We start from the raw sequence: 12024 nt of genomic DNA, 5'->3' as shown, positions 1-12024 counted from the left end.
TCGTCACGGTCACGGTTGAAGCCACCCGAGCGCTCGCGGTCACCGAAGCCACCGGAACGGCCACCACGGTCATCGCGGTCACGGTTGAAGCCACCGGAACGCTCGCGGTCACCGAAGCCACCGGAACGGCCACCACGGTCGTCACGGTCACGGTTGAAGCCACCCGAGCGGCCACCACGGTCGTCACGGTCACGGTTGAAGCCGCCGGAACGGCCGCCGCGGTCGTCACGGTCACGGTCCCGGCTGAAGGCCGGACGCTCGCTGCGCGCCTCGCGGTAAGCCGGGGTGCGCTCCTCGGCCTTGGCGGCGGGCGCCTCGGCAGCAGCCGGGGCGTCGGCCGGAGCGGTCGCCTCGCCAGCCTCCTCGGACGCGGCCGGGGCCTCGTCCTCGATGCCCAGGTCGGCCCGCTCGCGCGCCGCACGGGCGGCCAGGCGGTCGGCCTCCTCGCGCAGCTCGGTGGCGCGGCGCTGCGCGCGCTCCAGCTGGCGGGTCATGTCGGCGAGCTCACGCTCGGCGGCACCGGCGATGTTGGCGGCGCTCTCGGCCTGGACCTCGGTGAGCGAGCGGGCGCCGGTGATCTTGGCGACCTCGGCGTCGAAGGCGTGGTCCAGGATGTGGCGGCTGGCGTCGACGCCGGCGTCCTCCATCAGGCGGAAGACACCGCGACGCTGGTGCGGCAGCACCAGGGTGACGACGGCGCCGGAGCGGCCGGCCCGCGCGGTGCGGCCGGAGCGGTGCAGGTAGTCCTTGTGGTCGCCGGCCGGGTCCACGTTGAGGACCAGGTCGATGCCGTCGACGTGGATGCCGCGGGCGGCGACGTCGGTGGCGACGACGACGTTGACGTAGCCGTCCTTGAAGTCGCCGAGGACGCGGGTACGGGCGCCCTGGGTCATGCCGCCGTGCAGCGCGTCGGCCTTCACGCCGGCCTCGATGAGCTGCTCGGCGACGCGGTCGGCCCCCATCTGGGTGCGGACGAAGATGATCGTGCGGCCCTTGCGGGCGGCGATCGCGTTGGTGATCGGCGCCTTGTCCTTGGGCTTCACCACGAGGATGTGGTGGGTCATGGTGGTGACCGCGCCGGCCGACGGGTCGACCTCGTGGGTGACCGGGTTCTTCAGGTAGCGCTTGACCAGGGTGTCGATCTCGTTCTCCAGGGTGGCGGAGAAGAGCAGGCGCTGGCCGCCGGCCGGCACCTGGTCGAGGATCTCGGTGACCTCGGGCAGGAAGCCCATGTCGGCCATCTGGTCGGCCTCGTCGAGCACGACGGTCTTGACGTCGGCGAGCTTGGCGGAGCCGCGGTTCAGCAGGTCGCGCAGACGGCCGGGGGTGGCGACGAGGATGTCGACGCCGCGCTCCAGCGCGTAGATCTGGTTCGACATCGAGGTGCCGCCGCATACGACCTTCAGCTTGAGGCCGAGCACCGAGCCGAACGGCTCCAGGGCGTCGGCGACCTGCATGGCCAGCTCGCGGGTCGGGACCAGGATCAGGCCGCGCGGGTGCTTGGGCTTGGTGCGCTCGCCGTCGGCGAGGCGGGTCAGCAGCGGCAGACCGAAGCTGAGGGTCTTGCCGGAGCCGGTGCGGCCACGGCCCAGCACGTCCTTGCCGGCCAGGGCGTCCGGGATGGTCGCGGCCTGGATCGGGAACGGGGTGGTGACGCCGCGCTTGGCGAGGGCGCGCACGACGTCGTCGTGCAGGCCCAGGTCGCCGAAGGTGATGGTGGGCTCGGCGGCCTCCGCCGGCTCCTCGACGGTCTCGACGGCGTCGGTGGTCTCGGTGACCTCGGCGGCGATCTCCGCAGCCTCGGTGGTCAGTTCGGTGGTGTCGGTGACATCGGCGGCAGCCTCGTTCGCGGGCATGGCGAAGCGGGCGTCGTCAACGAGAGACATGCAAAACCTTCCGGAAGTGGCACGCGCCAAAGTCCGGGGTTCTGTTTCACAACCGCCTCTATGCGGTCAGCCACGGATCGCCGGAACGCGCCAAGGGCGCCAGATGGGAATAGGGCGCCAATCAAATGAATCAAACGAACGATCTACCACCATAGACGACCCCCGGGATCAGAGGCAAATGCGCTGGCCAGCCTCCTAATGCGCACCCGCGTGCGGGCTCGGGGCCGAGGAACCGGAGCTGCCGGCGGAGGGCTCCGGGTTGGGCGGGACGGTCGCGGCGGGCGTGGTGCGCTCCGGCTCGGGGGAGCCGGACGGGCGGCCGCTCGGCGGCGTCGACGGACTCCCCGCCGTACCGCCGCCGGAGCGGCCCTCGCCGGTACCGCCGGTGCCCGCCGAGCCGCCGGCCGAGGAACCGGCGGGGTGCGGCGCGGGGCTGGCGTTCGCGCCGCCCGGCGCACCCTCGGAAGCACCCGCCCCCGGCACCGGCACCACACCGGCCACCGCGCCGTTCGCGCCCGGCGCGAGCTCACCCGGCGCGCTGGCCGTGGCCCCGGCCGGCGCGTTCTCGGCCTGCAGGCCCCCCTGGTGCTCCGCGCGCCCCGACGCGCCCCCCGGGTGTCCGGCGCCCGCCGAGGCCGAGGGACTGCCCGTCGCCCCCGGCCGGCCCGCCGGACCGGCCTGCCCGACCGGCGCCACCCCGCCGTGCTTCTCCTCCGCCGCCGGACCGACCGACATGCACCCGGTCAGCCCCAGCCCGGCCACCGCCAGCACCGCCGCCGCCCGTACCACCGCTCCCGAACGCACCGAAGCCACCGAGCTCCCTCTCCATCGCCCCACCCGGGCCGCCCACAGGCGCGCGGCCGCTTTCGGTGCCCAACGCACGCCGGGCGCACCGGGACACGGGTCGATGGCACAGTTCTCGGCCGCCGCCCCGCGCCGGCCCGGCGGGCGAGGGATCAGCCCCAGAGCGCCGAGGCCAGCTCCGCCCCCGCGTACACCGCGGTCAGCCCGGCCGCCAGGCTCCCGGCCACGTTCGCCAGCGCGTACCGCCCGGCACCGGACTCGGCCAGCCGCAGCGTCTCGTACGAGAAGGTCGAGTAGGTGGTCAGCGCCCCGCAGAAGCCCGTGCCGACCAGCAGTTGGACGTGCGAGGAGGCCGCCCCGGCCGTCACCGCACCGGCCAACAGCCCGAGCACCAGGCAGCCGGACACATTGACCGTGAAGGTGCCCCACGGGAACACCGAGTCGTGCCGGGACTGCACCGCCCGGTCGGTCAGGTACCGCAGCGGCGCGCCGACCGCGGCGCCCGCCACCACCAGCAACCAGTTCACCGCTCGCCCTCCCCCGCACCCCGGCCCCGGCCCCGGTAGTGGACGACCTCGCAGCGGTCCAGCAGCACCAGCCCCTCCGCGACCAGTTCCTCCAGCTGCGGCAGGAACGCCCGCACCCGCTCCTCCTCGTCCACGATCACCACCGCCACCGGCAGGTCCTCGCTCAGCGACAGCAGCCGCGCCGTGTGCACCAGCGACGAGGCGCCGAACCCCTCGATCCCCCGGAACACGCTCGCCCCGGCCAGCCCGGCCGCCCGCGCCCGGTGCACCACCTCGCTGTACAGCGGCCGGTGGTGCCAGGTGTCGCTCTCCCCCACCAGGACGGTCAGCCGCAGCGCCGGCCCGCCCAGCCGGCTCACCGGGCACCCCCGCGGTGGATCAGCCGCCGGGTCAGCGCCGCGGCCGCCCACACCGCGCCGAGGGCGCCCAGCAGGGTCAGCCCCAGGTACGCCAGCCCGGGGCCGAGCCGCCCGGCCTCCAGCAGCCGGCGGACGTCCACCGCGTACGTCGAGAAGGTGGTGAACCCGCCCAGCACCCCGGTGCCGAGGAACGGCCGCAGCAGCGGATGCGCGGGCCGCCCCTCGGTGATCGCCACCAGGAACACCCCGATCACCGCGCAGCCGACCACGTTGATCAGCAGCGTCGTCCACGGGAACGCGGACGGCCCGGTCCCCCAGCCGAGCCCGGCCGCGTACCGGGCCACCGCCCCGATCGCCCCGCCCGCCGCGACCACCGCCACCGCGGACCCCTGCCCGCGCAGCACCGGCGGTCGGGGCGGCGCCGGCGCCGCCGTCACGGTGTCGTCCAACGTGCCCTCCGAGGTCGTCATAGGCCCATCAAACAACGGTGTCCGCCGCCTGGCACAGCGTCACCCCAGACCCGACAATGATCCGGTGGAAATGACCCGGGAAGAGTTCGAGACGCTGGTCAGTGACGCCCTGGACCAGATCCCCCCGCAGCTCGCCGCCATGATGGACAACGTCGCGGTCTTCGTCGAGGACGAACCCGACCCGAGCGACCCCGAGCTCCTCGGCCTCTACGAGGGCACCCCGCTCACCGAGCGCGGCGAGTGGTACGCCGGCGTCCTGCCCGACCGCATCCTGATCTACCGCGGCCCCACCCTGCGGCACTGCGAGACCCGCGAGCAGGTGGTCGACGAGGTCCGTACCACCGTCATCCACGAGGTCGCCCACCACTTCGGCTTCGACGACCACGAGCTGGACGAGCTCGGCTGGTCCTGACCGCCCCGCCGGAGCCCCCACCCCCACCCGGCCCAAACCCGTTTTGGCGTTCGGCCCCACATCCCATATGCTTCTCGACGTCCCCGGGAACGCTGGAAACAGCCGAACGGACCACAAGCCCTCATCGTCTAGTGGCCCAGGACGCCGCCCTTTCAAGGCGGTAGCACGGGTTCGAATCCCGTTGGGGGCACGCAGTACCGTAGTAAAGTGCAGTGCCGCAAGACCTTGGTGGTTCGCCGCCATAAGGTCCCGTGGAGCAGTTGGTTAGCTCGCCACCCTGTCAAGGTGGAGGTCGCGGGTTCAAGTCCCGTCGGGATCGCTCGTCTCGCAAGAGACGGTGCAGTACGGCCAGGTAGCTCAGTTGGTACGAGCGTCCGCCTGAAAAGCGGAAGGTCGCCGGTTCGACCCCGGCCCTGGCCACATAGTCTGACCAGGCACGATGCCCTCGAAGCAGCTCGCTTCGGGGGCTTTTTCGTGCCGTTTGACGCCAACGCTGACGCCAACGGCCCCGAATCGCGGCGAATCCGGGCAGCCCAGCCGGGCTACCCGGGAGCCGAGGCGGCGTGACGCCGATCACAATCCTTCGACTTCGACCATGGTGCCGTCAGGGCCGTACGTGAACATCCGGGGTGGCCCCATCCGGCTGATGATGGCCCGCATCGCGGCTCCCTTCTCCTCCGGAGTCGGCCCGTCCGGATCAGTGAGACGGAAGCCCTGGAGGACCACCTCGTAGGGATCCATGTCCTCCGGCTCCGGCATCCCCTCCAGCACGAAGCCGAAGAAGAACCGCAGCGCCTCCTCCCCCAGGTCGAGGGGGTGGAACGGCAGCGGGTACGGCCCCTTGGTCGGCCAGCCGGGCGTCGGCTCCACCGGGTGCTCGCCAGCCCAGAAGGGCGCTTCGAACGGCAGCGGCTCGCCGATGTTCTCCATCACCCCGCTGCCCGGCGAGACGCTGAGCGAGCGGACCAGCTGTCCGTCCTCCCAGACCGCGAAGGCCAGGAAGTCCACCACGCTGTGCATCCAGTGCACGACCAGTCGGCGCCCCGTGCTCGCGTCGATCAGGTGCTGCGGCAGCCGCGAGGGGTAGTCGCCCACCCAGTGCTGATCGCAGACGATGTCGACTCCGGGGAAGCTGCCGAGGTAGGCGGTCCCGTCCGGCGGGTACGTCGCGTCACCGAGCTCGCACCTGGCCGAATCCGTGATCTCCCACCCGGGGTAGAGGCGGCCGACCAGTTCCCCTGTGCGCTTTGGATCCGCTTCCGTCGGCAGCCGCAGCGGGCCGGACGAAGCAGGGGCCATATATATGAGCAGTCCGGTCTTGGCTCCCACGGATCGGTTCCTCTCCAGAACGGTGAACCCCTCGTTCCGGGGGCAGGCCGCAAGCTACCAACCGCGTAAGACAGTGGTGCCCGGCAAGACCTGGGTCTTGCCGGGCACCGGACGAACTGATGAGCCAGAGCACGAGGCTAGGAGAGCGCCTCCCCGAGGCGGCTCAGGGCCTTGAGGCGCTCGGAGAGGGAGGCGTGCGCGTAGACCTTCATGGTCACGCCGACGTCGCTGTGGCCGGCGATCTCCCGGACGATGTGCGGGGGCACGCCGAGGTCGAGCAGCAGGGTGATGCAGGTGTGGCGGAGGTCGTGGAAGCGGAGGTCGTCCAGGCCGAGGCGCCCGCGGACCGCGTGCCAGCTGCGGCGCAGGTTGTCCGGCTCGTACGGGGTGCCGATCCGGGACGGGAAGACGAGGTCGTTCTCCTGCCAGTCCATGCCGGCGGCGGCCCGCTCGACGGCCTGACGCTCCCGGTGGTCGACCAGGGCGGCGAGGACCGGCGCGGGCAGCGGCAGGGTGCGCTCGGAGGACAGCGTCTTGGGCAGAACGAGCCGCAGCTCGCCATCGACCCGCTGGAGGTTGGTGCTCACCGTGAGGGTGCCGCGCTCCAGGTCGACGGAGCTCCAGCGAAGGCCGAGCAGTTCGCCCCGGCGCATGCCGAGCATCAACGCGAGCACGTACAGGGTGTGCAGGCGGTGGCCGCTCAGCTCCTTGAGCACGAGCTTGGCCTGAGCGGAGGTCAGGCCCTTGCCGATCCGGTAGTCGGGCGCGGGGACCTTCACGAGCTTGGCCACGTTCTTGTGGATCAGCTCCTCTCGGACGGCGTGCTCCAGCGCGTTGCGGAGAACAGCGTGCACGGACTGGATCATCCGCGCGGACAGCAGCCGCTTGCAGCACTCGCCTGCGGCACAGCAGATCGGCTTGGGCCGCTGCGCGTCCCAGCCGCCCTTGCAGCACTGGCACTCGGCGCGCACCCGGTTCAGCCAGACGCGGACCTCCTGGGCGCGCAGGTCGCGCAGCCGCTTGGTGCCGAGGCCGGGTATGAGGTGGACGCGGACCACGCTCTCGTAGCCCTGGTAGGTCTTGGGTCGGCGGTTGGGCAGGACCTCCTCGGCCAGCCAGTAGTTGAGGTACTGGCCGACGTTGGAGTCGGTGTCGGGCAGCGGGATGCCGTTGATGGCGTCCGCCGCACCCTGCCCGCCGACCAGGCCACCCGGCTCCTCGCCGAGGAGAACTGGGCAGCCCTCGCCGCCACCCTCGCCCAAGCCGAAGCCGCTGGCCACAACCCGACCACCCTGCTCACCAACGCCGCCGAACGACGCGAACTCGCCACCGCCGACTCACCCGCCGCCGTCCTCACCTGGCGCATCCGCCGCGACGCCAACCTCCCCACCCCCGTGGCAGCCGCTACCCCCGACGAACTGCGCACCAGGGCAGCCCTGTTCAGGAGCGCTTCCGGCCACCTTGCAGCCTCCGCAACGACCACGGTCGTTCCGCCGCCCGGCTCAAAGGCACCGCCCGTACCCGGCAGCAGCCGCCCCCTGAGGTGATCAGACAGCATCCGCCGCGCGCAGGACAGCTCCGTTGCGCCCGGCGGATGCCGTTCTAGGGCATCGTGCCAGGGCCGTTGAGCAGATCAGTGCGCCTGATGCAGTAGGCAGGCAGACCCGCTTATGTAGGTCGCTACACGCCTGAGCGGGCTTCCCTCCAACGCGCCGCAATGGTCTCATCGACCGCGTAGAAAGCCTCGCTCTTGTAGTCGGGCACACTGCCGTCGCCCCAGGACCACGTCATGGGCCAGTTACCCCGGTCGTAATGGGCGTGGACGTGCCGGGTCAGCGCGGCCAATGACCCACGGAGCTGGTTGCGCTCTGCGCCTAGACGACCGACCAGGGCCGACGTGCTGAACTTCTCGCCCGGCCGCTCGGAAAGGATGTCCAACAGCCGCGCAGTGCGCTCGATCGCCGGCAGCGAAGAGGACGCCAATGATCGCAGGTCCTCCACGGTCCACTCCCTCACCGGCCAGTCCCCTTCAGCCTCAGCACCCTGCGTCCCATCCGGCAGCGGAGGCGTCCCCTCCAAGCCAGCGATTAGCGCGTAGACCTTGGTCACGTACTTGCGCGGTACGGGAACGTTGACGAACTCGTCGCTTGACTCCATGAAACCCACCCCGAACTAAAGACAGACACACCGTCTGCCGACTGGGCAAGCATGCCAGCATCAAAACAAGACTGTCTACTCCTTTAACTAGACAGTCTTGTTTGCCTGTCGACTGCGGTCACGGTCGGGCTCGTCCTCTCATCGACATCTCAGCTGACAGCTGTCCAGCCCCACGGGCGTGGACCGTTCTCCCCCTGCAAGCAGGAGAGGCGGTAATGGGCTTCCGCCCGGTGTCGAGCCGGATCGGCTGCCGCGTGCTGGAGAGCGAAGCAGGTGACCCGGAGCTCGCGGATGCTCCGCAGCACCGGGTAGCCGGCCCAGGTCATCACGTCGGCACCGTACGCCTCGCAGAAGGCGGTGTACTCGCTGTCCGAAACGGTGCCGAAGGTGCCGAAGCCGACGGCGGTAGCGGTCAGGTCCCACTCGGGAGGCCCGAGGGAGGTTCGTTCGAAGTCGAGCAGGTAGGTGGTGGTCGGTGTGACCGCCACGTTTCCGCCCCATGCATCGCCGTGAATGACGCTCGCTGGCAGGCCGGGCGGGAGGCTCAGCCACGCTGCCTGGAGCTCTGCCAAGCGGTCCCGCAGCCACTGCCGCTGTGTGTCGTCGAGGGTGGCGGCCCCGTCGATCCTGGCGGCCAGCCGAACGAACGGGTCGAGCTGGCCCAACGGGAAGTCAGGAACGGAAAGCTTGTGGACCCGCCGCAGGAGCGGCGCGATGTCGGCAGCGGTTCCTGGGCGGTGCTGGGGCAGCTCGTGCCAAAAGGTCACGGGGTTGTTGTCGACATCCACTGGCTCCCGCAGGTGCTCGAGCGGGCGAACTACAGGAACCCCGCAGTCGCGCAGCCAGCGTGCGACCGCCAGTTCGCGGCCAGCGGCAGCCAACTGCCCAGGGCGGCTGATGCGAGCTACGATCCCCAGCGGCAATCGCCACAGTGCGTTCTCCCCGATCCGGATCGGTTCGGCTCCCGCTGCGGACAGGCCGACCGTCGCGCACGCCTTGAGCAGCAGGGAGTGGGAGTCCTCAAGGTTGCTCACGCTGCCACCGTAGCGGCGATCTGTTCCCGCAGGTCTCGGATGTCGCCGAGGTTGCGGTGGCGATGGGCGACCCGACCGAGTTCAGCCAGCTCGTGGTTGGCCCGCAGCGAGCGGAGGTCGCCGACCTCCGCGAGGGCGCTCCGGCCCTCGGCCAACGCCTGCTCAGGGTCGCTGGTGGCCATCTGGAGCGTGGCGAGCTTGGTTCGGGAGAACGCGCGGGATCTGGCGAATCCGTCGCCGTGGCCGTCGACCGCTGCCTGGAGTCGCCGAAGGGCTTCCTGCGGCGGATGGCCGGCGAGGGCGAGGTCGAAGAGGGCGTGGCCGGTGTCGCCGTGGTGCTGGGCGCCGTCGTAATACGCCATCCACGGCCCTTCGGCGGCCGGGGCGATCGAGGTGAACGAGTCGTCGGACGCGCCGATCGCGGCCAGGGTCTGCTGAGCTCGACCCATCTTCGCCAGGGCCCGAGCGCGAGCGTTGTGGAGCATGGACTGCTCCGCGGGGGAAAGCCGGTCGGCGCGTGCCAGGCCGAGCTCGGCGAAGGTGAGCCCGGCGTCGGGGTCCCCACACCAGATGGCCTGGCGGGAGCGGAGGTTGTAGGAGATGGCGCGTAGCGGCCAGTTGTCCACTTCCTCGGCGCACGAGGTGGCGAAGGCGAAGAGCCGGCGGGCGTCTTCGTGGGCGAAGGCGTCGAAGGCCGAGGCGCCGACCACGGTCGCCAGGCGGCTGACGGCTCCGAACAGTTCAGCCCGCAACGGCGCGGGGCAGCGACTCTTCAGGAGACCGGCTGCCCAACGCAGTTGGGCGAGCGCCGTGTCACGGACGACGCCGGCGCCGCCGTAGAGGTTGTCCCAGCTGCGCAGTGTGGTCGCCGCGGTGCGGATCTGCTCGACGTCGGCGGGCCGGACCACTGCGGGTACCGCGGCGGCTGGGGTGGAGGTCAGGAGTTGGGCCAGAGGGCCGGCGGCGAGAGCTGCACTCGTCACGGCAAGGAAGTTGCGTCGTTCCACGGGGTCGGACTCATTCCACTCGGAGGCTGGCGGTGGCATTTCCAGCGTGCCCCCGAGCACCTCCCTTCGGGGAGGCTTGACGGCCCCGTTGCGCCGTTTGTCCATTACCTCTGAGCGGTTGTCCAATTCAGCCGCGGCCAGCACGACGCTTCGCGCGAGCACTCCGCCGGTGTCCAAGACCGCGTCTAACGCCTGGGCGTGGTGGAGCTTGCAGGGCCGCTCCGCCCGCTCGATCTTGCTGATCAGATCCCCACTCAGGTGGACCAACTGCCCGAGCCTGTCCTGGCTCAGCCCCCTGAGCTTCCGCCAGTACTGAAGCTCCGCGCCGAACCAGTGGGCCGCGGATCGGGTGGGGTCCAGAGGCTTGAGTGGTCGCGGCACTTGATCCCCCAGGGCGTCTCTTGTGGACAGCGGTCGCTGTCCGAATGCCGGTACTGGTCGAGCCGTTCGCCGACAGGGCTGAATGTTTCCGAGCGCTAAGCGCCCATTACACACCGCTACGAGCCTGACGTGCAGGTGTTCGGCACAACTACGCGCCGAACGCCCCCGCGGCCTGCCGCCGTAGCCGGACCGACGGAAGAGGAGATCGCCATGCAGCGAGTCAGCACGACCGTGGAGCACAGCAGTATCACCATCGAGACCGGGCGTCCGCTCCCCACCGACCTCGTCCTGCTGGAACGCAAGGGACTCGGCCACCCCGACACCCTCGCGGACCACTTGGCCGAGGAGCTCTCCCGCGCGTACAGCCGCTATACGCTCGACCGCTTCGGCGCCGTGCTCCACCACAACTTCGACAAGCTCGCCCTGCTCGGCGGCTCCTGCGAGGTCCGCTACGGCGCCAGCCGGATGACGGCCCCGGTGAAGGTCCTGGTCAACGGCCGGGCCGCGTACGCATGCGGCGGCGAGGACATCCCGGTGCGGGAGCTGGTCGAGCAGGCCGTCCTGGCCTTCTTCCACGACCGGCTGCCCGAGCTCGTCGGCCACCTCGACCTGGTCTTCAACATCACCAGCAACCCCAGCCCCGGCGCGGTGGTCACCGATGAGAGCGGCACCGACCGGTCGCGCTGGTTCGCGCCCCGCTCGGTGGACGACCTGCGCGAGCGCCACACCCTGCTCGCCAACGACACCTCGCTCGGCACTGGCTGGGCACCGATGGCCCCGTTCGAGCAGTTCGCCCACGCGCTCGTCAACCACCTCTCCGGCGTCAGCGAGTTCACCCTGGCGAACCCCTGGTGCGGCTCCGACGTGAAGCTGATGGGGCACTTCGACGGCGCCAAGGCCGAGGCCATCCTGTGCGTCCCGCAGAAGTCCGAGCACGTGCCCGACCGGGCCGCGTACCTCGCCAACAAGGAGGAGGTCCTGGCCGAGTGCGCCCGGTTCGCCGAGCAGCACCTCCCCGGCATCGAGATCACCTTCCTCCTCAACGCCCGCGACGTCCCCGAGAAGGACGAGCTCTACCTGACCTACACCGGCAGCTCCATCGAGTCGGGCGACGAAGGCGTCGTCGGCCGAGGCAACCGCGTCAACGGCCTCATCACCCCGCTCCGCCCGATGAACCTGGAAGGGGCCAGCGGCAAGAACCCCGTCTACCACGTCGGGAAGCTCTACAACCTCGCGGCCACCCGCCTCGCCCAGCGCCTGTACGACGAGACCGGCAGCTACGCCGAGGTCCACCTCGTCAGCGCGACCGGCCAGCGGCTCGACCAGCCCTGGAAGGTCCTGGTCCGGCTCGCGGCCGAGGACCCGGAGATCGAGAAGGTACAGGCCCAGGTCGCCCTGGCCCTCGGGGGCTTCCCGGAGCTCACCGCCGAGCTGGTCCACCACGGCGTCCGGCTCAGCTGATGCACACCGGATCGCCCACGCTCCTGCCCCCGCGCAGCGCTTGGCAGCGGCTCCGGGAGCACTACGGTCCGGAGGTGCACGGGTGGCTGGCCCGTGCCCCTGAGTGGCTGTTGTCTTTCCGGGGTTGAGGGCTGCGTTTTCGCTGATCAGGCATGGGATCGGCGGTGTCGGGGAGTGGTGATGTGTCGTGTCGTCGC

General features: G+C 70.9%; 12 protein-coding genes, 3 tRNA genes and 1 pseudogene. 5 read left to right on the top strand and 11 right to left on the bottom strand.

Annotation, left to right across the window (positions count from 1 at the left end; genetic code table 11):
• From ACZ7BZ_RS37940 to crcB (ACZ7BZ_RS37920), 5 genes are all read right to left on the bottom strand, one after another.
• Positions 1-1886 (bottom strand): DEAD/DEAH box helicase (locus ACZ7BZ_RS37940; protein ID WP_470362360.1); only part of this gene is annotated, 1886 nt, incomplete at its 3' end.
• Between the two features lie 195 nt (positions 1887-2081).
• Positions 2082-2699 carry a hypothetical protein gene (locus ACZ7BZ_RS37935; RefSeq protein WP_470362359.1) on the bottom strand — a complete coding sequence of 206 codons (618 nt, stop codon included), beginning with the start codon at positions 2697-2699 and terminating at the stop codon, positions 2082-2084.
• A gap of 143 nt (positions 2700-2842) precedes the next feature.
• A complete protein-coding gene (crcB, locus tag ACZ7BZ_RS37930; RefSeq protein WP_470362358.1) occupies positions 2843-3217 on the bottom strand; it encodes a fluoride efflux transporter CrcB in 375 nt (124 codons plus the stop codon).
• The gene (locus tag ACZ7BZ_RS37925; RefSeq protein ID WP_470362357.1) at positions 3214-3576 is read right to left on the bottom strand and encodes a DUF190 domain-containing protein; all 363 of its coding nucleotides are present in this window, start codon (positions 3574-3576) and stop codon (positions 3214-3216) included. Before ACZ7BZ_RS37925 ends, crcB (ACZ7BZ_RS37930) begins: the two co-directional genes overlap by 4 nt.
• On the bottom strand, positions 3573-4046 hold the full coding sequence (crcB, locus tag ACZ7BZ_RS37920) for a fluoride efflux transporter CrcB (RefSeq protein WP_470362356.1): 474 nt from the start codon (positions 4044-4046) through the stop codon (positions 3573-3575). Before crcB (ACZ7BZ_RS37920) ends, ACZ7BZ_RS37925 begins: the two co-directional genes overlap by 4 nt.
• Before the next feature lie 70 nt (positions 4047-4116).
• On the opposite strand from crcB (ACZ7BZ_RS37920), the gene ACZ7BZ_RS37915 reads away from it, so the two are divergent.
• From ACZ7BZ_RS37915 to ACZ7BZ_RS37900, 4 genes are all read left to right on the top strand, one after another.
• On the top strand, positions 4117-4458 hold the full coding sequence (locus ACZ7BZ_RS37915) for a metallopeptidase family protein (protein ID WP_380460707.1): 342 nt from the start codon (positions 4117-4119) through the stop codon (positions 4456-4458).
• A 117-nt stretch (positions 4459-4575) separates the two neighbouring features.
• Positions 4576-4648: transfer RNA gene (locus ACZ7BZ_RS37910), tRNA-Glu, on the top strand.
• 55 nt (positions 4649-4703) lie between these two features.
• Positions 4704-4777: transfer RNA gene (locus tag ACZ7BZ_RS37905), tRNA-Asp, on the top strand.
• Positions 4778-4804: 27 nt separating this feature from the next.
• Positions 4805-4878, top strand: a tRNA-Phe gene (locus tag ACZ7BZ_RS37900).
• A gap of 153 nt (positions 4879-5031) precedes the next feature.
• Here ACZ7BZ_RS37900 and ACZ7BZ_RS37895 read toward each other — a convergent pair.
• The 6 genes and pseudogenes from ACZ7BZ_RS37895 to ACZ7BZ_RS37870 form a co-directional block, all read right to left on the bottom strand.
• Positions 5032-5787, bottom strand: coding sequence for a DUF6928 family protein (locus tag ACZ7BZ_RS37895; protein ID WP_470362355.1), 756 nt, complete (start codon positions 5785-5787; stop codon positions 5032-5034).
• 137 nt (positions 5788-5924) lie between these two features.
• Positions 5925-7067: a tyrosine-type recombinase/integrase gene (locus tag ACZ7BZ_RS37890; protein ID WP_470362354.1), complete on the bottom strand. Its 1143-nt coding sequence runs from the start codon at positions 7065-7067 to the stop codon at positions 5925-5927.
• 400 nt (positions 7068-7467) lie between these two features.
• Positions 7468-7944: a DUF6416 domain-containing protein gene (locus ACZ7BZ_RS37885; protein WP_470362353.1), complete on the bottom strand. Its 477-nt coding sequence runs from the start codon at positions 7942-7944 to the stop codon at positions 7468-7470.
• A gap of 149 nt (positions 7945-8093) precedes the next feature.
• A complete protein-coding gene (locus ACZ7BZ_RS37880; RefSeq protein ID WP_470362352.1) occupies positions 8094-8978 on the bottom strand; it encodes a phosphotransferase enzyme family protein in 885 nt (294 codons plus the stop codon).
• Entirely contained in the window at positions 8975-9961 is a 987-nt protein-coding gene (locus ACZ7BZ_RS37875) for a hypothetical protein (RefSeq protein ID WP_470362361.1), read from the bottom strand. Before ACZ7BZ_RS37875 ends, ACZ7BZ_RS37880 begins: the two co-directional genes overlap by 4 nt.
• Positions 9962-10150: 189 nt before the next feature.
• A pseudogene (locus ACZ7BZ_RS37870) lies at positions 10151-10366 on the bottom strand (helix-turn-helix domain-containing protein); the annotation flags it as partial.
• 210 nt (positions 10367-10576) lie between these two features.
• On the opposite strand from ACZ7BZ_RS37870, the gene ACZ7BZ_RS37865 reads away from it, so the two are divergent.
• Positions 10577-11827, top strand: coding sequence for a methionine adenosyltransferase (locus ACZ7BZ_RS37865; RefSeq protein WP_470362351.1), 1251 nt, complete (start codon positions 10577-10579; stop codon positions 11825-11827).
• Positions 11828-12024: the final 197 nt, after the last annotated feature.

This window comes from Kitasatospora sp. NPDC036934 (genome assembly GCF_055608425.1).
This window is presented reverse-complemented; position numbering and strand designations above follow the sequence as displayed.

Bases quoted from the DNA above. Each gene is read 5' to 3' on its own strand.
- ACZ7BZ_RS37885 (WP_470362353.1), bottom strand. From the start codon at position 7,944: ATGGAGTCAAGCGACGAGTTCGTCAACGTTCCCGTACCGCGCAAGTAC.
- ACZ7BZ_RS37915 (WP_380460707.1), top strand. From the start codon at position 4,117: ATGACCCGGGAAGAGTTCGAGACGCTGGTCAGTGACGCCCTGGACCAG.
- crcB (WP_470362356.1), bottom strand. From the start codon at position 4,046: ATGACGACCTCGGAGGGCACGTTGGACGACACCGTGACGGCGGCGCCG.
- ACZ7BZ_RS37865 (WP_470362351.1), top strand. From the start codon at position 10,577: ATGCAGCGAGTCAGCACGACCGTGGAGCACAGCAGTATCACCATCGAG.